The 19,878-nt window shown below is 63.3% G+C and carries 19 protein-coding genes and 1 pseudogene; 4 read left to right on the forward strand and 16 right to left on the reverse strand.

The features are described from left to right. The 10 genes and pseudogenes from B3397_RS15330 to B3397_RS15375 all read right to left on the reverse strand — a co-directional run. Positions 1-1,093: ATP phosphoribosyltransferase regulatory subunit (locus B3397_RS15330; RefSeq protein ID WP_296251590.1), on the reverse strand; the 1,093-nt coding region annotated here is incomplete at its 3' end. Positions 1,094-1,329: 236 nt separating this feature from the next. Next, entirely contained in the window at positions 1,330-2,199 is an 870-nt protein-coding gene (gene hflC, locus B3397_RS15335; protein ID WP_296251593.1) for a protease modulator HflC, read from the reverse strand. Then, positions 2,199-3,383 carry an FtsH protease activity modulator HflK gene (gene hflK / locus B3397_RS15340; protein WP_296251594.1) on the reverse strand — a complete coding sequence of 395 codons (1,185 nt, stop codon included), beginning with the start codon at positions 3,381-3,383 and terminating at the stop codon, positions 2,199-2,201. Before hflK ends, hflC begins: the two co-directional genes overlap by 1 nt. A gap of 96 nt (positions 3,384-3,479) precedes the next feature. After that, a complete protein-coding gene (gene hflX, locus B3397_RS15345; protein WP_296251597.1) occupies positions 3,480-4,781 on the reverse strand; it encodes a ribosome rescue GTPase HflX in 1,302 nt (433 codons plus the stop codon). Between the two features lie 12 nt (positions 4,782-4,793). Then, on the reverse strand, positions 4,794-5,054 hold the full coding sequence (gene hfq / locus B3397_RS15350; protein WP_296251600.1) for an RNA chaperone Hfq: 261 nt from the start codon (positions 5,052-5,054) through the stop codon (positions 4,794-4,796). 95 nt (positions 5,055-5,149) lie between these two features. Further along, positions 5,150-6,121, reverse strand: a complete 972-nt coding sequence (miaA, locus tag B3397_RS15355; RefSeq protein WP_296251604.1) for a tRNA (adenosine(37)-N6)-dimethylallyltransferase MiaA — start codon at positions 6,119-6,121, stop codon at positions 5,150-5,152. Positions 6,122-6,123: 2 nt separating this feature from the next. Further along, complete coding sequence (gene mutL, locus B3397_RS15360; RefSeq protein ID WP_296251606.1) at positions 6,124-8,028, reverse strand: DNA mismatch repair endonuclease MutL; 1,905 nt, start codon at positions 8,026-8,028, stop codon at positions 6,124-6,126. Continuing rightward, the gene (locus B3397_RS15365) at positions 8,028-9,437 is read right to left on the reverse strand and encodes an N-acetylmuramoyl-L-alanine amidase (protein ID WP_296251608.1); all 1,410 of its coding nucleotides are present in this window, start codon (positions 9,435-9,437) and stop codon (positions 8,028-8,030) included. Before B3397_RS15365 ends, mutL begins: the two co-directional genes overlap by 1 nt. A 16-nt stretch (positions 9,438-9,453) precedes the next feature. Next, positions 9,454-9,924, reverse strand: coding sequence for a tRNA (adenosine(37)-N6)-threonylcarbamoyltransferase complex ATPase subunit type 1 TsaE (tsaE, locus tag B3397_RS15370; RefSeq protein ID WP_296251610.1), 471 nt, complete (start codon positions 9,922-9,924; stop codon positions 9,454-9,456). Then, positions 9,912-10,718: pseudogene (locus tag B3397_RS15375) on the reverse strand (NAD(P)H-hydrate dehydratase); the annotation flags it as partial. The pseudogene B3397_RS15375 and the gene tsaE, both read right to left, overlap by 13 nt. Before the next feature lie 134 nt (positions 10,719-10,852). Between B3397_RS15375 and queG the strand changes: the two are divergent. Continuing rightward, the gene (queG, locus tag B3397_RS15380; protein ID WP_296251615.1) at positions 10,853-11,923 is read left to right on the forward strand and encodes a tRNA epoxyqueuosine(34) reductase QueG; all 1,071 of its coding nucleotides are present in this window, start codon (positions 10,853-10,855) and stop codon (positions 11,921-11,923) included. Here queG and B3397_RS15385 read toward each other — a convergent pair. The 4 genes from B3397_RS15385 to B3397_RS15400 all read right to left on the reverse strand — a co-directional run bounded on the left by B3397_RS15385 (position 11,908) and on the right by B3397_RS15400 (position 14,306). Next, entirely contained in the window at positions 11,908-12,516 is a 609-nt protein-coding gene (locus B3397_RS15385; protein WP_296251619.1) for a trimeric intracellular cation channel family protein, read from the reverse strand. The genes queG and B3397_RS15385 overlap by 16 nt on opposite strands. 153 nt (positions 12,517-12,669) lie before the next feature. Beyond that, positions 12,670-12,897: a hypothetical protein gene (locus B3397_RS15390; RefSeq protein ID WP_296251621.1), complete on the reverse strand. Its 228-nt coding sequence runs from the start codon at positions 12,895-12,897 to the stop codon at positions 12,670-12,672. A gap of 6 nt (positions 12,898-12,903) precedes the next feature. Further along, on the reverse strand, positions 12,904-13,611 hold the full coding sequence (locus B3397_RS15395) for an MOSC domain-containing protein (RefSeq protein WP_296251623.1): 708 nt from the start codon (positions 13,609-13,611) through the stop codon (positions 12,904-12,906). After that, the gene (locus tag B3397_RS15400) at positions 13,608-14,306 is read right to left on the reverse strand and encodes a glutamine amidotransferase (protein ID WP_296251626.1); all 699 of its coding nucleotides are present in this window, start codon (positions 14,304-14,306) and stop codon (positions 13,608-13,610) included. The genes B3397_RS15395 and B3397_RS15400 overlap by 4 nt, the downstream gene beginning before the upstream one ends. 28 nt (positions 14,307-14,334) lie before the next feature. On the opposite strand from B3397_RS15400, the gene B3397_RS15405 reads away from it, so the two are divergent. Continuing rightward, positions 14,335-15,642 carry an aminotransferase class I/II-fold pyridoxal phosphate-dependent enzyme gene (locus B3397_RS15405; protein WP_296251628.1) on the forward strand — a complete coding sequence of 436 codons (1,308 nt, stop codon included), beginning with the start codon at positions 14,335-14,337 and terminating at the stop codon, positions 15,640-15,642. Positions 15,643-15,739: 97 nt separating this feature from the next. Here the strand turns inward: B3397_RS15405 and orn are convergent, their stop codons facing one another. Next, on the reverse strand, positions 15,740-16,282 hold the full coding sequence (orn, locus tag B3397_RS15410) for an oligoribonuclease (RefSeq protein ID WP_296251631.1): 543 nt from the start codon (positions 16,280-16,282) through the stop codon (positions 15,740-15,742). Positions 16,283-16,377: 95 nt separating this feature from the next. On the opposite strand from orn, the gene rsgA reads away from it, so the two are divergent. Further along, positions 16,378-17,409, forward strand: a complete 1,032-nt coding sequence (gene rsgA / locus B3397_RS15415) for a small ribosomal subunit biogenesis GTPase RsgA (protein ID WP_296251634.1) — start codon at positions 16,378-16,380, stop codon at positions 17,407-17,409. On the opposite strand, the gene B3397_RS15420 is transcribed toward rsgA, so the two are convergent. Then, entirely contained in the window at positions 17,403-18,323 is a 921-nt protein-coding gene (locus tag B3397_RS15420; RefSeq protein ID WP_296251636.1) for a LysR family transcriptional regulator, read from the reverse strand. The two genes, rsgA and B3397_RS15420, sit on opposite strands and share 7 nt — an antisense overlap. Positions 18,324-18,423: 100 nt before the next feature. Between B3397_RS15420 and B3397_RS15425 the strand changes: the two genes are divergently transcribed. Beyond that, on the forward strand, positions 18,424-19,599 hold the full coding sequence (locus tag B3397_RS15425) for an aspartate aminotransferase family protein (RefSeq protein WP_296251639.1): 1,176 nt from the start codon (positions 18,424-18,426) through the stop codon (positions 19,597-19,599). Positions 19,600-19,878 lie beyond the last annotated feature (279 nt).

The following is a 19,878-nucleotide window of genomic DNA, read 5'->3' on the forward strand; positions in this document are numbered from 1 at the left end:
GCAAGGCCTGGACCACTCGCTGGCCCTCGCCGCGCAACTGGCAGACCTTCTGCCACAGCGCCGCGTCAGTGCTGTCGGGCATCCAGATGCCGCCTGACGGCAGTTCGATCTCGGCGCGGCCCAGGCTCACCAGGGACTTGAGGTCCGTGGAGAAGCCGGTGGCCGGCCGGGCGCGACCGAAGTCGGCGCCAATGTCGTCGTAACGACCGCCCTGAGCGATGGACTGTCCCATGCCCGGCACGAACACCGCGAACACCACGCCGGTGTGGTAGTGATAACCGCGCAACTCGCCCAGGTCGAAATACAGCGGCAACGCCGGGAAGCGCAATGCCAAGCGCTCGGCAATCGCCAGCAGGTCGTCGAGCGCGGTCAGTACCGCTGCCGGGGCATTGGCCAGACGTATCCTGGCCTGTGCCAGCACTTCGCGCCCACCGCACAGATCGACCAGAGCCCGCAACATGCCAGCCAATTCGGCCGGCAGGCCTTCGGTCAAGCCGATCACTTCGTCGATGGCCTTGCGTTGCAGGGCGTCGAACAACTGCTGCTCCACGTCGCCGGACAAACCGGCGGCCCGTGCCAGGCCGCGGTAGATGCCGACGTGACCCAGGTCCATGTGCACATCCGGCACATCCGCCCACTCAAGCATAGCCAGCATCAGGCTGATCACCTCGACATCGCTGCTCGGGCTGGCATCGCCATACAACTCGGCACCCAACTGGATCGGGCTACGGGAGCTGGACAGTGCCCGCGGCTGGGCGTGCAACACGCTGCCGGCATAGCACAGACGGTTCGGCCCTTCCCGGCGCAAGGTGTGGGCGTCGATACGCGCCACCTGCGGCGTGATATCGGCGCGGAACCCCATCTGGCGACCCGATTGCGGGTCGATCACCTTGAAGGTGCGCAGATCAAGGTCCTGACCGGCACCGGTCAGCAGCGACTCTAGATACTCGATATGCGGGGTCACGACGAACTCGTAGCCCCAGCTCTGGAACAGGTCCAACACCTTGCGCCGCGCCACTTCTATACGCGCAGCTTCCGGCGGCAGTACTTCTTCGATGCCATCTGGCAGCAGCCAGCGGTCTACCGTTGCCATTACGCCATTCCCCTATGATCCGGGCGGCCAGCCCTCGGGCGAGCCTTGAGTGAAGCAGAAATCGCCCACCGCAAACGCATCGCGGGGCAATTTCCTCATGAACCAGGGCCAATCAATCGGCCAATCGATCTTGCAGACGCAAAAAAGCCGGGAATTTCCCGGCTGCCGCATCATACACAGCTTTTGCCGATCGTTCACCCCACCCAGCGGTTAAACCGCCGGGTGGGGTGCGTCGATCAGGGCTTGTACTTGTCCATGAACTTGAAGAAGTCGCTGTTCGGATCAAGCACCATCACGTCGCTCTTGTTGGCGAAGCTCTGGCGATAAGCCTGCAGGCTGCGGAAGAAGGAGTAGAACTCCTGATCCTGGCCATACGCCTTGGCGTAGATGGCCGCTGCCTGCGCATCACCGTCACCGCGGGCTTCTTCCGATTCCCGGTAGGCTTCGGCCAGCAGCACACGGCGTTGGCGATCGGCGTCGGCACGGATGCCTTCGGCCAGCTCGTTACCCTTGGCGCGGTGCTCGCGGGCTTCACGCTCACGCTCGGTGCTCATGCGCTCGAACACGCTGCGGTTCACTTCCTTGGGCAGGTCGATGGCCTTGACGCGCACGTCGATGACTTCGATACCCAGCTCCTTGTCCGCCATGCGGTTGAGCGAGGAGGTGATGTCCGACATCAGCGCGTCACGTTCACCCGACACCACTTCGTGCAGGGTGCGCTTGCCGAACTGGTCACGCAGGCCCGACTCGAGACGGCGGGACAGACGTTCGTCGGCGATCTGCTTCATGCCGGAAGTCGCGGTGTAGTAACGCTCCGCGTCCTTGACCCGCCATTTGGCATAGGCGTCGACCATCACCGCTTTCTTCTCCAGGGTCAGGAACCGCTGGGTCGGTGCGTCGAGGGTCATCAGCCGGGCGTCGAACTTGCGCACCTGGTTGACGTAGGGAAGCTTCACATGCAGGCCCGGCTGCACATCCGCCTGGACGACCCGGCCGAATTGCAGAAGTACCGCACGTTCGGTCTGAGCGACGATGTAGAAGCAGTTCCATGCTGCCACTGCCAGTACGACAGCGACGATAAGGGCGATCACAGATTTATTGCCCATCAGCGACTCTCCCTTGAACGCATTTCACGCTGTTGCTGCTGCAGGTCGGCCGCGGCGCGAGCACCTGCAGCATCACTGGCCGAGGACGGCGTGGCGGCGGCTGGCGTGGCGCTGTTGTTGCGATCGCCCCCGACCATCTTGTCCAGCGGCAGGTAGATCAGGTTGTTCTGACCTTCCTTGCTGGCCACCAGCACCTTGCTGGTATTGCTGTAGACGTCCTGCATGGTTTCCAGGTACAGACGCTGGCGAGTGACTTCCGGCGCCTTGCGGTACTCGGTGACCAGTTTGGTGAAGCGGTCGGCCTCACCCTTGGCACGGGAGACCACTTCGTCGCGGTAGCCGTTGGCGTCCTCGATGATGCGCTGTGCCTGACCACGGGCTTCCGGAATCACGCCGTTGGCATAGCCTTCGGCCTGGTTGCGCGAACGCTGTTCGTCCTCGCGGGCACGAATCACGTCATCGAAGGCTTCCTGCACTTCACGCGGTGCGGCTGCGCTCTGCACGTTGACCTGGGTCACGGTGATGCCGGTCTGATAGGTGTCGAGGAAACGCTGCAGGCGTTCCTTGATTTCGCCCGCCATCTGCTCACGGCCTTCGGTCAGCACCTGGTCCATGGCGGTGGAACCCACCACATGGCGCAAGGCACTGTCGGTCGCGTGTTGCAGGCTGACTTCAGGCTGGTCGACGCGCAGGACGAAATCCTGCAGGTTGGTGATCTTGTACTGCACGGTCAGCGGCACTTCGACGATGTTTTCGTCTTCGGTGAGCATCTGGCCCTGCTTGGTGTACGAACGCTCGCGCGTGACGTTTTCCAGGTACTTGCGATCGATCGGCGGGAAGTAGATGTTCAAGCCCGGCCCGACGGTTTCATAGTACTTGCCGAAGCGCAGCACCACGGCCTGCTCCTGCTCGTCGACCACGTAGACGGCGCTGTACAGCCAGATGGCGGCCAGCACGGCAATGCCGATGCCCAGCAGCCCGAGGCCACCGCCCTTGGATGTACCACCACCGTCGCCACTGCCACCTGTGCGTTTCTTTCCACCGCCGAACAAACCGTTCAGGCTGTCCTGCAGCTTGCGGAAGGCCTCGTCGAGATCCGGTGGCCCCTTGCGGTCGCCTCCACGGCGTTTGCCACCCCAAGGATCTTGATTGTTCGAGTTGCCACCCGGCTCATTCCAAGCCATAGCGCTCTCCATCTGATAAAGCAAAGACGCACCCACGGCGCGCCGACCAATGCTACAGAATGCCCGTCACGACAGCACAGCCGCCGTGTCAGGCTTTTATTGCAAAGTGTGTTGCTCGATGAATTCAGCGGGCTCCATCCCTTCGCGACTGACCAGGCGATTCAATTCCGCACGGGGCAAACGCACCGCCAGCAGGCTGCCGCCCTGTTCATCATGGGCCTCGCTCTGCACAGCGCCGAGCGAGAAGAACTGCGCTCGCAATCGCCCCAGCTTCTGACCCAGCTGCAAGGTCCCCACGAACAGGTCCTCGCCCAGCAGCTCGGCCACCGCCTGCTTGACCAGATCGAGACCGCGACCGTCACGCGCCGATACCCAGACCCTGACGGGCTTGCCATCGGCATCGCGTTGAATCTGCGGCTCGACCCCTTCGAGCAGATCGAGTTTGTTATACACCTCGAGGATCGGCAAGCCTTGCGCGCCGATCTCCGTCAGCACCGCCATGACCTGCTCGATCTGCGCCATGCGCTCGGGCTCGTGGGCATCGATCACATGCAACAGCAGGTCGGAGTTGCTCGACTCTTCGAGCGTAGCGCGAAAAGCCTCGACCAGCTTGTGCGGCAGGTGCCGAATGAAACCCACGGTATCGGCCAGAATCACCGGCCCCAGGTCCTTGAGCTCAAGGCGGCGCAGGGTAGGGTCCAATGTGGCGAACAACTGGTCGGCGGCGTACACCTCGGAGGTCGTGACCGCATTGAACAAGGTCGACTTGCCGGCGTTGGTGTAGCCCACCAGCGACACCGACGGAATGTCCGCCCGACGCCGCCCGCGGCGCGCCTGTTCGCGTTGGCTGCGCACCTTCTCCAACCGCGACTTGATCTGGCGCAGGCGTACCCGCAGCAGACGGCGGTCGGTTTCCAGCTGAGTTTCACCCGGGCCACGCAGGCCGATACCACCGCCCTGACGCTCGAGGTGAGTCCAGCCACGCACCAGACGCGTGCTCATGTGCTCGAGCTGGGCCAGTTCGACCTGCAGCTTGCCTTCATGGGTACGGGCGCGTTGCGCGAAGATATCCAGGATCAGACCGGTACGGTCGAGCACGCGACACTCGAAGACTTTTTCGAGGTTGCGTTCCTGGCTGGGTGTGAGGGTGTGATTGAAGATCACCAGGTCTGCGTGTTCGGCCTTGACCTGGTCACGCAGCTCCTCGACCTTGCCGCTGCCGATGAGAAACCGGGCACTGGGCCGATGGCGAGCGACATTGACGAATGCGACAGTTTCGGCGCCGGCCGAAATGGCCAGCTCCTGAAACTCCTGCGGGTCTTCGCGCGCCTCAGGGTCTTGACCATCCAAGTGAACGAGTATGGCTCGTTCACCACCACCGTGGCGCTCAAAGAACAAGGCAGACTCCTATCAGGCGTTACCTGGTTCAGTGTCGCCCTGCTCGGATTCGGTTGCGCTGGGCAGACGAATCGGACGCACCGGTACCACTGTGGAAATCGCGTGCTTGTAGACCATCTGGCTGACGGTGTTCTTCAGCAAGATCACGAACTGGTCGAAAGACTCGATCTGGCCCTGCAACTTGATACCGTTCACCAGATAGATCGAAACGCCGACCTTCTCTTTACGCAAGGTGTTCAAGTAAGGGTCTTGTAGCGAATGCCCTTTTGACATGTGCCGCACTCCTTTAAGGATCAATAGTAAGAAAGCTATGAAAAATTGCTGGCTTTGGCCGTGTTACCCCCAAGGATAGACGGCAATTGCGGGACTCAGCTCAATATGGAGGCCGAGCCCAGGTATTTCAAGGTGCGAGGCAGATTGTCGCAAGCCAGGCTATCCAACCAGTGCAGATCAGCCCAACCGCGCAACCAGGTAAATTGCCGTTTCGCCAACTGGCGAGTGGCAATAATGCCGCGCTCCTGCATTTCAGCCGACGTCAGCTTGCCATCCAGATGATCCCAGACCTGCCGGTAGCCCACCGCTCGTATAGACGGCAGCCCTGCGTGCAAGTCACTTCTGGCACGCAAAGCAATGACCTCGTCGATGAAGCCTTGTTCCAGCATTTGCCCGAAACGCAGGGCAATTCGTTCATGCAACACCTGGCGATCCGTGGGTGCGATCGCCAGTTGCGCCACAGTATAGGGCAATTGAACGTCTCCCGACGCGCCTGCCTCGGTACTTTGCGCAGATTGTCGGGCACGGTGCTCGGTCATGCTCGAGCCGCTGACCCGATAGACCTCCAGGGCACGAATCAGACGCTGCGGATCATTGGGGTGGATACGCGCCGCCGACACCGGATCGACGCCGGCCAATTCATCGTGCAGCGCCTGCCAGCCCAGGCGCGCGGCCCGCTCTTCGAGTTCGGCGCGAACCTCGGCATCTGCTGCCGGCATGTCCGCCAGGCCTTCGAGCAGTGCCTTGAAATACAGCATGGTGCCGCCGACCAGCAACGGAATATTGCCGCGCGCGCTGATTTCGCCCATGGCCTGCAAGGCATCGCGGCGAAAATCGGCGGCGCTGTAACTCTGGGCCGGGTCGAGGATATCGATCAGCGCGTGCGGATACTGCGCGAGTATGTCCCGCGAAGGCTTGGCAGTGCCGATATCCATGCCCCGGTAGATCAGCGCCGAATCCACGCTGATCAGCTCGCAGGGCAATACCTTGGTCAGCTCGATGGCCAGGTCGGTCTTGCCGGCAGCCGTCGGCCCCATCAGAAATATCGCCGGGGGTAACCCACTCATGTTCACTGGCCGCGCAAGAAAAGTTTGTCCAATTCGCCCAGGCCCATCTGGGTCCAGGTCGGTCGGCCATGGTTGCACTGGCCACTGCGCTCCGTGTTTTCCATGTCGCGCAGCAGGCCGTTCATTTCCGGGATGGCCAGGCGCCGATTGGCGCGAATGGCGCCGTGGCAGGCCATGGTGCCCAGCAACTCGTTGAGGTGGGCCTGGATACGGTCGCTGGTGCCGTACTCCATCAGGTCGGCCAACACGTCGGATACCAGTCGGTTGGCCTCGGCCTGTTTCAGCAGCGCGGGAATCTGCCGAATGGCCAGGGTTTCCGGACCCAGGCGTTGCAGTTCGAAGCCCAGGCGCTGGAACCAGGCCACGTGTTCTTCGGCGCAATCTGCTTCGCGCTGGCTGACCGCCAGGGATTCGGGCACCAACAGCGGCTGACCACTGAGACCTTCGCTGGCCATGGCGATCTTCAGGCGTTCGTACATGATGCGTTCGTGGGCGGCGTGCATGTCCACCAGCACCAGACCCTGGGCGTTCTCGGCCAGAATGTAGATGCCTTTGAGCTGCGCCAGGGCGTAGCCCAACGGGGGGATATCGCCCTGCCCCTCAGGCAGCCCGGGCGCGATCTGCGCAGGGTTGCCGGTGACCGGCAGCGGCGCGAAGAACTCACGGTAGGCGTTCTGCGACTCGGCCACCGGCAGTGGCTGCGAAGGGCGCGGCGGCACATAGTGATAACCCTGGCCGCCACCGCCCGAAGCATAGGTGGGCGGCCCGGCCACGGGCTGTTCCAGCAGGTTGGCTGCCAGACGCATCTCGCCCTGCGGACCGAACTCGCCGGCCTGGGCACCGGTGGGACGCAGGCCTTCCTGGGGGGCAGGCGCGCTGGCCAGGTGGTCTTCGGGGCGCACGTCGGCCAGGGCCCGATGCAGGGTGCCGTAGAGGAAGTCGTGCACCATGCGACCGTCGCGGAAGCGGACTTCGTGCTTGGTAGGGTGCACATTGACGTCGACCACTGCCGGATCCACCTCCAGAAACAGCACGAAGGTGGGATGGCGGCCGTTGAACAGCACGTCGCGATAGGCCTGGCGTACCGCATGGGCCACCAGTTTGTCGCGCACCGCGCGACCGTTGACGAAGAAGTACTGAAGGTCCGCCTGGCTGCGGGAGAACGTCGGCAACCCGACCCAGCCCCATAGATGAAGGCCGTTGCGTTCGACCTCGATCGGCATCGCCTGCTCGAGGAAGGCCGGGCCGCACACCGACGCCACGCGCCGGGCACGGGCGGTCTCGTCGCGCGCTTCGTGCAGGCTGAGGATGGTCTTGCCGTTGTGGCGCAGATGAAACCCGACATCGAAACGGGCCAGCGCCAGGCGCTTGATCACTTCCTGCAGGTGATCGAATTCGGTCTTCTCTGTCTTGAGGAATTTGCGCCGCGCGGGGGTATTGAAGAACAGGTCGCGAACTTCCACCGAAGTGCCCACAGGGTGGGCCGCAGGCTGAACCCGCGCGTCCATGTCCCGGCCTTCGGTTTCGACCTGCCAGGCCTGGTCGGCATCGGCGGTGCGCGACGTGAGGGTCAGGCGCGCGACCGAACTGATCGAAGCCAGCGCCTCGCCGCGAAAGCCCAGGCTCATCACCCGTTCGAGGTCCTCGAGGTCGCGAATCTTGCTGGTGGCATGCCGCGCCAGGGCCAACGGCAGATCGTCGGCGGATATGCCCCCGCCGTCGTCACGTACCCGCAGCAGTTTGACGCCGCCCTGCTCCACTTCCACGTCGATGCGACGGGCGCCGGAGTCCAGGCTGTTTTCCAGCAGCTCCTTGATCACCGAGGCCGGCCGTTCGACGACCTCGCCTGCGGCGATCTGGTTAGCGAGCCGCGGACTGAGCAGCTCGATGCGCGCCGAAGTGCTCATCACTGTGCCGCCAGCGCGGTACTGGGAATGGTGATTTCCTGGCCGATCTTCAGCTCATCGGTTTTCAGATCGTTGGCACTGCGCAAGGTGGCAATGCCCAGTTCATAGCGGGCCGCAAGCATGGCCAGGGTTTCACCTGGGCGTACCACATGCGTACTTGGGCCACGGGCAATCTTGCCGGTATCGCGCAGCCAGGCGATGTAGGTGCCGGGCGGTGGATTCTGCTGGAAAAACTGCTTCACGCCGGTGCGAATCGAACGGGCCAGGGCCTGCTGGTGGCCGGAGCTCTGCAGCTTGTTGGCTTCGTTGGAGTTGGAGATGAAGCCGGTCTCGACCAGGATCGAAGGGATGTCCGGTGACTTCAACACCATGAACCCGGCCTGCTCGACCCGGCGCTTGTGCAGCGGGGTGACCTGGCCGATGTTGCTGAGTACCTTCTGGCCGACATTGAGGCTGGAGGTCAGGGAGGCGGTCATCGACAGGTCCAGCAATACCCCGGCGAGCATGCGGTCCTTGTCGTCGAGGCTGACGTTGCCGGCACCGCCGATGAGGTCGGAACGGTTTTCCGTGTCGGCCAGCCAGCGCGCGGTTTCGGAAGTGGCACCGCGCTCCGACAGGGCGAACACCGAGGCGCCGAAAGCGGCCGAGGATGGCGCTGCGTCGGCGTGGATCGACACAAACAGGTCGGCGCCTTTCTTGCGCGCGATTTCGGTACGGCCACGCAGCGGAATGAAGTAGTCGCCAGTACGGGTCAGCTCGGCGCGAAAACCCTGCTCGGCGTTGATCTGGCGCTGCAGTTCCTTGGCAATCTGCAGCACCACGTCTTTCTCGTGCTGGCCCCGCGGGCCGGAGGCGCCCGGGTCTTCACCGCCGTGACCGGCGTCGATGGCCACAACAATGTCGCGCTTGCCATTGGGGACTGGCGTCAGCTTGATGGCCGGACGCGTTGGCGTGACCGGCACCGCAGGCGCGATCGCCACCGCAGGCTGGGTAGGCGTTGGCTCGGCGTCGGCAGGCGAGTCGAACAGGTCGACCACCAGACGATTGCCATACTGCTGGTTCGGCGCCAGGGTGAAGCTTTTCGGCGTGACCGATTTTTTCAGGTCGACCACCACTCGCAGGTCGTTGGGGGTGCGCTGCGCCGAGCGCACGCTGGTGATGGGCGAATCACCGGGGGCCACCGACAGAGGCCCGGCAGCCGTGGCGCCATTGATGTCGATCACCAGGCGATCGGGTGAGGACAGGGTGAACACACTGTGCTGCACCGGCCCGGTCAGGTCGAACACCAACCGAGTGTTATCCGGTGCGCGCCACAACCGCACGCTCTTGACCTGCGTGGCAGCCACTGCGTTGACGGCCAACGTCGCCACCATGAAACCAACGACCGCGACCAGCGCGCGAATGCGCATACCTAACCCCATCAATTTATTTGAATTCCCGTGCCAGAACGGCACACCAGGACTCACCGCGCGGGCCCTGAGGCGACAACTTCAACGACCTACCGGCCGCTTGCGGGCTTATGGTAATGGTCAGGTCAGGCTTTGGCAAAAAGCCTGCACCCTGTTGGGGCCATTCGATCAGGCAAAGTGCGTCTTCTTCAAAGTAGTCGCGTATGCCCAAGTACTCCAATTCTTCAGGATCAACAAGACGATACAAGTCGAAGTGAAAGGCTTTTATAGCACCTATTTCGTACGGTTCAACCAGCGTGAAGGTCGGACTTTTCACCGCACCAACATGGCCCAGGCCACGGATCAAGCCGCGTGAGAAGGTGGTCTTGCCGGCGCCTAGATCGCCCTCCAGAAAGATCAGGCCGTGGCCCCCGGTGAGCTGGGCCATGCGCGCGCCGAACTCGATCATGGCCTGTTCGCCTTCCACATAAAGGGTTACTTCAGACACGGAAACTGCTCCTCGAGCAACTGACGAATGGTGGGGATCACATCACTGGCGGCCAGGCCCCGCCCCTGACGGCCACGCTGCTCACCGGCGCGGGCGTGCAACCAGACGCCCAGGCAGGCCGCATCAAAGCCGTCCATATGCTGAGCACGAAGCGCGCCAATCAGGCCCGCCAGCACGTCACCCAACCCGCCGGTGGCCATGGCCGGATGGCCGTGGTCGCACAGAGCCAGGCGTCCATCCGGGGCGGCAATCAGGCTGCCGGCGCCCTTGAGCACGCACACCGCCGCGTATCGACGGGCCAGTTGCAGCGCCGCGCCGTTGCGGTCCTTCTGCAGTTGCTCGGTGGAAATGCCCAGCAGGCGGGCGGCCTCGCCTGGATGCGGGGTGATCACGGCGTCAGCCGGCAGGCGCGTCGTGCCGTTGGCCAGCAGATTCAACGCATCGGCGTCCCACACCTGCGGCTTGTCGGCATTGGCCGCAACCGACAGCAGGCTGCGGCCCCAACTGGCTTGACCCAGGCCTGGCCCGACCACCAGTACGGAAGCGGCCTCAACCAGGCCCATCAGTTGGTTGGCCGAGGCGATACTGGCAACCATCACCTCTGGCATACGTGCCAGGGCCGGCGCGGCATGCTCACCGCGCGTGGCCAACGAGACCATCCCGGCACCGCTGCGCAAGGCGCTTTCAGCGCTGAGCAGGGCGGCGCCGCCGGTGCCGTGGTCGCCACCGATAACCAGCACCCGGCCGTACATGCCCTTGTGCGCATCCAGCGGACGCGCCGCCGGCCCCACCAGGCTGTCTGGCCCCAGGTGCCGTGGAGATTGCTGCTGTACGTCGGGTATTTGCGGGTCAGGGGATGGCATGCTGCAACCTTTGCGTCGATGTCTGGCAGAATTATACCTACCTCAGCTCTGGTTTCCCTCCTCGCATGTCTGCTTCCACTGTCGACCTCCCCGCCCTGGCTCAATCCATCAAGGATTGGGGCCGCGAACTGGGCTTCCAGCAAGTCGGCATCGCCGGCCTGGATCTGGGTGAGCACGAGCAGCACCTGGCGCGCTGGCTGGCGGCCGGCTACCACGGCGAGATGGATTACATGGGCGCCCACGGCAGCAAACGCTCTCATCCCGAGCAGTTGGTGCCCGGCACGCTGCGCGTGGTGTCACTGCGCATGGACTACCTGGCCGGCGATACCCGCATGGCGCAGCAACTGGCGGCACCGGAAAAAGCCTACGTATCGCGTTATGCCCTGGGCCGCGACTATCACAAACTGATCCGCAAACGTGTGCAGCAACTGGCCGAGCGCATCCAGAAGGATATCGGCCCATTCGGCTTCCGCGCCTTCGTCGACAGCGCTCCGGTGCTGGAAAAGGCCATTGCCGAACAGGCCGGTCTGGGCTGGATCGGCAAGAACACCTTGGTGCTCAACCGCAAGGCGGGCAGCTACTTCTTTCTGGCCGAGCTGTTCGTCGACCTGCCGCTGCCCGTCGACCCGCCTCATGCCACCGAGCACTGTGGCCGTTGCAGCGCGTGCCTGGATATCTGCCCGACCGCGGCCTTCGTGGGCCCCTACGTGCTGGATGCACGACGCTGCATTTCCTACCTGACCATCGAGCTGAAAACGGCCATCCCCGAAGAGCTTCGACCCCTGATCGGCAATCGGGTGTTCGGCTGCGATGACTGCCAGATCGTCTGCCCCTGGAATCGCTTTGCGCGCCCCACCGAGGAAAACGACTTTCAGCCCCGCCACAACCTGGACAACGCCGAATTGGCCCAGCTGTTCATGTGGGATGAAGAGCACTTTCTGAGCAGCACCGAGGGCTCGCCGTTACGCCGCGCTGGCTACGAGCGCTGGCTGCGCAACCTGGCCGTAGGCCTGGGCAATGCGCCGTCGAGCATTCCGGTGCTGGAGGCCCTGCGAGCCCGACGCGATCACCCTTCCGAACTGGTACGCGAACATGTGGAATGGGCGCTGGCCCAGCATGCTCAGCGGTCGTCGTAGACGAACTTGGGCATTTCCCAATGAAAGCGGATAGCCAACAGACGTAGCAGGAAGCCGCCGAACAGGGTGATCAGCAGCGCTTGCTCTGCCAACAATTGCAGGTGGGTGCACAACAGAAAGCACCAGGCGGCGGCGAACGACACGCTGGCGTACAGCTCGCGACGAAACACCAATGGGATATCGTTGCACAGGATGTCGCGCAGGATACCGCCGAACACGCCGGTGATCATGCCGCTGATGGACGCCACCAGGAAACCGTGGCCCAACTCCAGCGCCGTCATGGTGCCGATCAGAGTGAACGCCACCAGGCCCAGGGCATCGAGCACCAGGAACAATGTGCGCAACTTGCGCATCAGTGGCGCAATGAAGATCGTCACCAATGCCGCCACGCTGGTGAGTACCAGGTATTCCGGGTGCTTGACCCAGGTCAGCGGGTAATGCCCCAGCAACACATCACGCATCGACCCACCGCCCAACGCGGTCACGCAGGCAATCAGCACCACGCCAAACCAGTCCATCCCCCGACGCCCCGCAGACAGGGCGCCCGTCATGGCTTCGGCAGTGATTGCGATGAGGTAGAGGGTCAGGAGCATGAGGGAGCGAACCGAGGCAGATAGGGGAGACTGCGCGGATGATACCGGGCTTGATGAAGTGCGTCGCGGGGACATCGTTCGCCGCCCGGACGCGGCTTACGCCGCTGCTACAGCTGCAGCAGCGTTGCGAGTCGCGTTGACCCTTCAATCACATCATCGGCTTGCAAAACAACCCTCGGCATACAGCAAGCGGATGCCAGCAGGCGTGGATTCCAACAACCGGCGTTCACCTGTCTTGTGCTGCACCTGCAGGCTGTAGCCCTCGGCTTCGGGAAAGCGACGAGTTATATCGGCCAGCACGGCGCCGGCCGAAACGTGCTCCACATCGACCTGGCACCAATAGGCGCTGTGCAAGTGAATGATGACGCGAAGGTATTCCATCTGTTTTTATTCTCCTGAGGGTGGACCCATCATTCGGCCATTCCAGCTCTCGACCTCCTGGGTGCAAAGGCGGCGCTCCACCAGCGAGCGCCAGGATGGCACGAGGGGTAGTCGTGAAAATTGGTTCAAAGCTTCGACATCCAGTGTTCGCTCGTAGAGCAGAGCGATAACGCGGCGTAGCGACCATTGTGGGTTCGGGCGAGCGTGCAGCAGGAGCTGATCGCCTGCTTGCAACACTCCGCCTTCGAGAACGCGGTAGTACCACCCGGTCATTGCACTGGTCTGCATCCGCATAGCCATATCCGCTACCTGAAAGCGGTCACTTAGCTTCCAGCACGGCTGCCGCGTCTGACTCACTTCCAACAGCACGCCACCGCATCGGAAGATGTCGCCCAGGCACACCTGGTGCTCGGTCAGCCCCAGGGTGGACAGATTTTCACCAAACGCGCCTGGCTGTTCGAGACGCGGATGATCGCCGATGACTGCTTTCCATTGGCGGTAATGCTCGAACGGATAGTGATGAATAGCCTTGTCGATACCTCCATGGACTCGCCGATCACCCTGCTCGTCGCCGACGACCCCCTGAGCGCCTACCTCGACAGCCCCGGGGAGCGAAACCTTGTCGATGCCTGTGAAGGTGCCCGGACGAGTGAAGGGGCGAGACCGACCCGCCAGCACATGCCGCAACTCGACGGGAAGCGGACGATCGTTCACTGCAACCGCACCAACCAGTCAGTGAAAATCGACTGGGCCATCGCGACTCCCGAATCACCGAGCTTCAGGGCTTGCGCCCTCAGTTCTCGCGGATCGATACCCTCTCGGTGAAGTTCGCCCGCATGACCGACCAGCCAGGCTTCGATTGCCTGCGGTGAGACCTCGATATGAAACTGCAAAGCCAGCACCTGATCGCCCACACTGAAGGCTTGATGCGGGCAGGCGTCGGTGGCGGCAAGCAAGGTGGCCTGCCCTGGAATCTCGAACTGATCACCGTGCCAATGCAGCACTGGCGTAGCCGCTGCCAGCGGCGCCAGCACCGAATCCGTGCCTGCTTGCGTCAAGGTGACGGGGCCAAAGCCGATTTCCTTGTGGCCCATGGGCGCCACTCCCGCCCCCAGAGCACGAGCGATAAGCTGCGCGCCCAGGCAGATACCGAGGACCGGCTTGCCGCTGGCAAGACGCTGGCGAACGAGTTCGAGTTCATCCGCCAGGAACGGGTAGGCCACTTCGTCGAAAGCACCGATGGGCCCGCCCAGCACGATGAGGAGATCCGGGGCCACGGCATCCAGTTGAGCCAATGCGTCAAGCGGGGCTTCGACCATGTGGACCTGATAACCCTGCAAGGCCAGTACATCAGCCAGGCACCCCAACCCTTCAAAGGCCAGATGGCGTAAAACGAGAGCACTTTTCATTTTTGTACCAATACAATATGATCAATGTATGAACACATTATTGATGAAGGGCTCCACCGCTGTCGAGATCGCCGACGGCATCGAACAGCAAATTCGGCGGGGCGAATTGATTCAAAACGCGTCGCTGCCATCCGTGCGCGAGCTGGCAATGGAGCTGAACGTCAGCCCCAATACGGTGGCAGCGGCCTATAAAGCCTTGCGCGACAGCGGCTTGATCGTTACTGACGGACGCCGAGGTACCCGCGTGACCGGCATGTCGGCCATGGTCGAGCACAGCTTTGCCGTGCCTGAGGGATTGTGCGACCTGGCCAGCGGCAATCTGGACGGTAAGCTGCTGCCTGTACCGCAAGCCGACTGGCTGGGCCGCCACATGAGCCAGAGCGGGTTCGACCAGTACGGCAACGACCCACAGCTGATGGACCTGGCCGCTCGGTGGCTGCAAGGCCAGCGGCTACCCAGTGAACAGGTGGGTGTCTATTCCGGGGCCCTCGACGCCATAGAGCGGGCGCTGCGAGCCCGCTGCCGACCAGGCACCTCGGTGCTGATCGAAGACCCCTGCTGGCCGCCACTGCGTGATCTCTTGGCGGGCTTGCGGCTCAAGCCCATTGTGCTGCAGCAAGACTATCGCGGTGCCGTGCCGCCCACCCATGCAGCCTTGCGGGGCGCCGCAGCGGTGGTGCTGACACCCCGTGCACAGAACCCCACCGGCTGCTCGTTCGACACGGCGCGCTGGCAACAATGGGCGGCCGCCATGCAGGGCGCTCCGGACACGCTGCTGGTGATCGATGATCACTGGGGACCGCTCAGCGACGCACCCGTCGCCGATCTGCACCCGCTGCCGACGCACTGGGTGTACGTGTTGCCGACCAGCAAATTTCTCGGGCCTGACCTGCGCTTGTCGATTGCCAGCGCCTGCCCCCCGATGCACAGGGAAATGCAGCGCCAACAGCGAGTGGGGCCGCGCTGGGTGAGTCTGTTGTTGCAACGGCTGGCGGCGCACCTCTGGGCAGGCATGCTGGCCGAGGATGGGTTGAGCAAGGTGAGCCAGGCGTATCGCCGGCGCCGACAGGCATTGATCGAAGCGCTGGCGCGCAATGGCATAGACGTGGACGCAGCCGGGGAAGGCCTGCACCTCTGGCTGCCGGTGCCGGACGAGACGTCGGCAGTGCAGATGCTGGCTTCCAGGGGCTGGGCGGTTCAGGCCGGCAGCCCCTTTCGGCTGGCCAGTGCGACGGCGATAAGGATCAGTGTCGGCAACCTCGACGGCGACGCCATTGCGCGGTTGGCCACTGACATCGCCAGCGCCCTGAAGGCGCCGCGACGCTCGATTTACTGAGGTCTCGGCGCGGTGACAGCTGGCCCCATCGCGGGTAGAAACCGCTCCCTCCTTTGCAGCGCTGCTGCTGGCCATCGCGGGGTGTTGCAGCGAAGCGTTAGAACTTGATGAAGTGCTTGCGGTAGTGCTGCAGCTCAGCGATGGATTCGCGGATGTCGTCCAGAGCCAGATGGGTGCTGCCCTTCTTGAAGCTGTCCTTGACCTCCGGCGCCCAGCGCGCGGCCAGTTCCTTGAGGGTGGAGACGTCCAGGTTGCGGTAGTGGAAATAGTTTTCCAGATCGCGCATATGACGGTACAGGAAGCGACGATCCTGGCAGATGCTGTTGCCGCAGATCGGCGACTTGCCCTTGGGCACCCACTGCTCCAGGAAGGCAATGGTCTGTGCTTCGGCCTGGGCCATGCTGATGGTGCTTTCGCGCACGCGCTGGGTGAGGCCAGAGCCGCCGTGCTGACGTGTGTTCCACTCGTCCATGCCGGCCAGGATCTCATCGCTTTGATGGATGGCGATGACCGGGCCCTCGGCCAGGGTATTGAGATCGCTGTCGGTGACGATGGTGGCCATCTCGATGATGACATCATGGTCGGGGTCCAGACCGGTCATTTCCAGGTCGATCCAGATCAGGTTCTGTGGGTTGTGCATGAAAGGCTCCTCGGCGTAGCTGCGCAGTTTAGCCTAGCCGGGCGTGCTAGTATCCCGCCTTTGTTCACGCCTGCACTCATTTACACGGAACACACATGGCCAAACGCCAACTGAACCGCCGCCAGAACTGGCGTATCGAAAAAATCCAGGGCGAGCGCGCCGCGCGCGCGGCCAAGCGCGAGTCCCAGGCGCTGGACACCTTGGAGGGCGGGGATCTGGGACCCGAGCAAACGGGCCTGGTCATCGCCCACTTCGGCGTTCAGGTGGAAGTCGAAGCGCTGGAGGGCGAACAGGCCGGCCAGGTTTGCCGCTGCTACCTGCGCGCCAACCTGCCGGCACTGGTTACCGGCGACAAGGTCGTCTGGCGCGCCGGCAACCAGGGTATCGGCGTGATCGTCGCGCAGCTGCCGCGCACCACCGAGCTGCGCCGGCCCGACAGCCGTGGCCAGCTCAAGCCGGTGGCCGCCAACGTCGACCTCATCGTCATCGTTTTTGCGCCGATGCCCGAGCCCCATGCCAACCTGATCGACCGCTATCTGGTGGCGGCCGAGCACGCCGGCATTCACCCGCTGCTGCTGCTGAACAAGGCTGACCTGATCGACGAGCAGAACGCACCGGCGCTCAATGCCCTGCTGGCGGTGTATCGCCAGCTGGGCTATCCGCTGCTGGAAGTGTCGGCGCACCATGGCGATGGCATGCAGCAATTGCAGACGCGTCTGGATGGCCATATCAGCGTGTTCGTGGGCCAGTCCGGGGTGGGCAAATCCTCGCTGGTCAACAGCCTGTTGCCTGAGGTGCAGACTCGGGTAGGCCCCCTGTCGGAGTGGTCCGGCCAGGGCACCCACACCACCACTACCGCGCGCCTGTTTCACTTCCCCGGCGGTGGCGAACTGATCGACTCCCCCGGCATCCGCGAGTTTGGCCTGGGCCACGTCAGCCGGGCTGATGTGGAAGCAGGCTTCATCGAGTTCACCGATTTGCTCGGGACCTGTCGCTTTCGCGACTGCAAGCACGATCGCGAGCCGGGCTGTGCGCTGCTCAAGGCCTTGGACGATGGCCGCGTGCAGCAGCAACGGATGAACAGCTACCGCTCCATCATCGCCAGCTTGCCTGAGGACACTTACTGACCTGAACCCGCTGCCGGGCCCAGCATCTGCACGATGTAGTCCACGAAAGCCCGCAGCTTGGGCGACCGGTAGCGGTCCTGTGGATAAAGCAGGTGCAGAGGCCTGCCAGGCAGCGCGAATGGAGCAAGTACTCGCACCAGCGTGCCCGCTTGCAGATCCGCCTTCAACAGCACGTCAGGCAACATGACCAGCCCCATGCCCGCCAAGGCCGCCTGGCGCAGACTGGCGCTGGAATTGGTCACCAGCCGCCCTGCCACCTCCACGCTGATCAACCCTTCGGGCCCGCGCATCGACCAGCGCTTTTCCGTACCTCGCCAGGCGTCCCCAGGGTTGTACATGAATTGCAGGCATTCATGAGCGCTCAACTCCTCCGGATGCTGGGGCGTACCGCAACGCTGAAGGTACTCAGGCGAGGCACAGATGCTCAGGCGATAGTCGTCCAGCGGGCGGGCGATAAGCGTCGAGGGTTCCAGAGCGCCCAATCGCAAGGCGGCATCGAAGTGGCCCTCGAGCATGTCCTGAACCTGATCACTCAAGGTCAGGCTGACGCTGATCTGTGGATAACGTTGCAGGAAACCGCTCAACGCCGGCGTCAGACACTCGGCACCGAACGTCGGCGGGGCAGTGATTCTCAGCAGCCCTTGGGGGGTGGCTTGGGTCCGCTCCGCCCAGCGCTCGGAATCGGCCACCAGGCCGAGCACCTCAAGGCAGCGTAGGTAATAGGCCTGACCGGCTTCGGTGACCTGCTGGCGGCGGGTGGTGCGCAGCAGCAGGCTGACACCCAGCCGTTGCTCCAATGCCTGCAGGTGATTGCTGACCATGGTGGTGGAAAGGTCACAGGCTTTGGCGGCGGCGGTCATGCTGCCCAATTCGACCACTTTGACGTAGACGCCCATGGCTTGGAACAAATCCATTATCAATCCTTGCTTTAAAGTGAACCAAGGTTAGCGCTATTTATCCTGCTGTAGTGGATCTTGATACTGATGTCATTCATCACTTAAAAGGATTCACACCGTGAGCGCTGCCCATTTGATGCCCACCTACCAACCCCTGCCGCTGGCGTTCACCCGCGGCTCCGGCACTCGTGTGTGGGACGAGCAAGGCCGTGAATATCTGGACGCGATAGCCGGGGTGGCCGTGACCGGAGTGGGACATTCGCATCCACAGGTAGTGGCGGCCATCACTGAACAGGCGGGATTGCTGTTGCACACCTCGAACTTGTACGGCATTCACTGGCAGCGCCGGCTCGCCGCACGACTGTCGGCGCTGTCGGGGCTGGAGCAGGCATTTTTCAACAACTCCGGGGCGGAGGCCAACGAAACGGCATTGAAACTGGCCCGCCTGCATGGCAACAGCCGGGGCATCGCCAAACCCCTGGTGGTGGTCATGGACAACGCGTTCCATGGCCGCACCCTGGCTACGCTGGCCGCGAGCGACGGCGTTCACTTGAGCAGCGGCCTGGGCTCATTGCCCGGCGACTGCATCAAGATCCCCTTTGCCGACATGGACGCGCTGGCCAGCGTGACCCAGGCCTTTGGTCAACGCATCGCCGCCGTTCTGCTGGAGCCCATACAAGGTGAGAGCGGTGTGCACATCGCGCCGGATCACTACCTGCGGGCCTTGCGTGAACATTGCGATGATCACGGCTGGCTGCTCATGCTCGACGAGATACAAACAGGCATCGGCCGCACCGGACGGTGGTTCGCCTATCAGCACGCAGGCATCACGCCCGATGTGATCACCTTGGCCAAGGCCCTGGGCAATGGCATTCCGATCGGGGCGTGCCTGGCACGCGCCGAGGTCGGGCAGTTGTTCACCCCCGGCAGCCATGGCAGCACCTTTGGCGGCAATCCTCTTGCGTGCCGGGTTGGCTGCGCGGTACTGGATATCGTCGAGGGTGAAGGGCTTGTGGATAACGCTGCTACCGTGGGTAGTCTTTTGTTGCGGCGTTTGACGGAAGAACTCGCCGACCTTCCAGGCGTCAAGGCCGTGCGGGGTCGGGGGCTGATGATCGGCGTGGAGCTGGATCGCCCGTGCCGTGAGCTGATGCAACGGGCCGCTCAAGAGCACGGCTTGCTGATCAACGTCACCCGCGGCACCACCTTGCGCCTGCTGCCACCTTTGATACTCTGCGCAGACGAAGCCGAAATCATCGCCACCACCCTGCGCACCCTCGTAGCACCGGCGTAAGCCGGGTCACGGACGCCGTGGAGTGCCAGGTCGATCGCGGTGTGACCGGACGCGGCTTACGCCGCTGCTACAGATCACGGACGCCGTGGGGTGTCAGGTGGATCGCGGGGTGGCCGGACGCGGCTTACGCCGCAAGCCTGTAGCACCGGCGTAAGCCGGGTCACGGGCGCCGTGGGGTGTCAGGCGGAGCGCGGGGGCGACGGACGCAGCTTACGCCGCAGGCCTGTAGCACCGGCGTAAGCCGGGTCATGGGCGCCGTGGAGTGTCAGGCGGAGCGCG

Source organism: Pseudomonas sp. UBA4194 (genome assembly GCF_002379585.1).
Lineage (GTDB): Bacteria > Pseudomonadota > Gammaproteobacteria > Pseudomonadales > Pseudomonadaceae > Aquipseudomonas.

Excerpts from the sequence above, each read along its gene's own strand:
- hfq (WP_296251600.1), bottom strand. The coding sequence starts at position 5,054 with ATGTCAAAAGGGCATTCGCTACAAGACCCTTACTTGAACACCTTGCGT.
- queG (WP_296251615.1), top strand. The coding sequence starts at position 10,853 with ATGTCTGCTTCCACTGTCGACCTCCCCGCCCTGGCTCAATCCATCAAG.
- mutL (WP_296251606.1), bottom strand. The coding sequence starts at position 8,028 with ATGAGCACTTCGGCGCGCATCGAGCTGCTCAGTCCGCGGCTCGCTAAC.
- B3397_RS15365 (WP_296251608.1), bottom strand. The coding sequence starts at position 9,437 with ATGCGCATTCGCGCGCTGGTCGCGGTCGTTGGTTTCATGGTGGCGACG.
- B3397_RS15420 (WP_296251636.1), bottom strand. The coding sequence starts at position 18,323 with ATGGATTTGTTCCAAGCCATGGGCGTCTACGTCAAAGTGGTCGAATTG.
- B3397_RS15405 (WP_296251628.1), top strand. The coding sequence starts at position 14,335 with ATGAACACATTATTGATGAAGGGCTCCACCGCTGTCGAGATCGCCGAC.
- orn (WP_296251631.1), bottom strand. The coding sequence starts at position 16,282 with ATGCACAACCCACAGAACCTGATCTGGATCGACCTGGAAATGACCGGT.
- rsgA (WP_296251634.1), top strand. The coding sequence starts at position 16,378 with ATGGCCAAACGCCAACTGAACCGCCGCCAGAACTGGCGTATCGAAAAA.
- hflC (WP_296251593.1), bottom strand. The coding sequence starts at position 2,199 with ATGGGCAATAAATCTGTGATCGCCCTTATCGTCGCTGTCGTACTGGCA.
- B3397_RS15385 (WP_296251619.1), bottom strand. The coding sequence starts at position 12,516 with ATGCTCCTGACCCTCTACCTCATCGCAATCACTGCCGAAGCCATGACG.
- B3397_RS15390 (WP_296251621.1), bottom strand. The coding sequence starts at position 12,897 with ATGGAATACCTTCGCGTCATCATTCACTTGCACAGCGCCTATTGGTGC.
- B3397_RS15400 (WP_296251626.1), bottom strand. The coding sequence starts at position 14,306 with ATGAAAAGTGCTCTCGTTTTACGCCATCTGGCCTTTGAAGGGTTGGGG.
- hflK (WP_296251594.1), bottom strand. The coding sequence starts at position 3,383 with ATGGCTTGGAATGAGCCGGGTGGCAACTCGAACAATCAAGATCCTTGG.
- miaA (WP_296251604.1), bottom strand. The coding sequence starts at position 6,121 with ATGAGTGGGTTACCCCCGGCGATATTTCTGATGGGGCCGACGGCTGCC.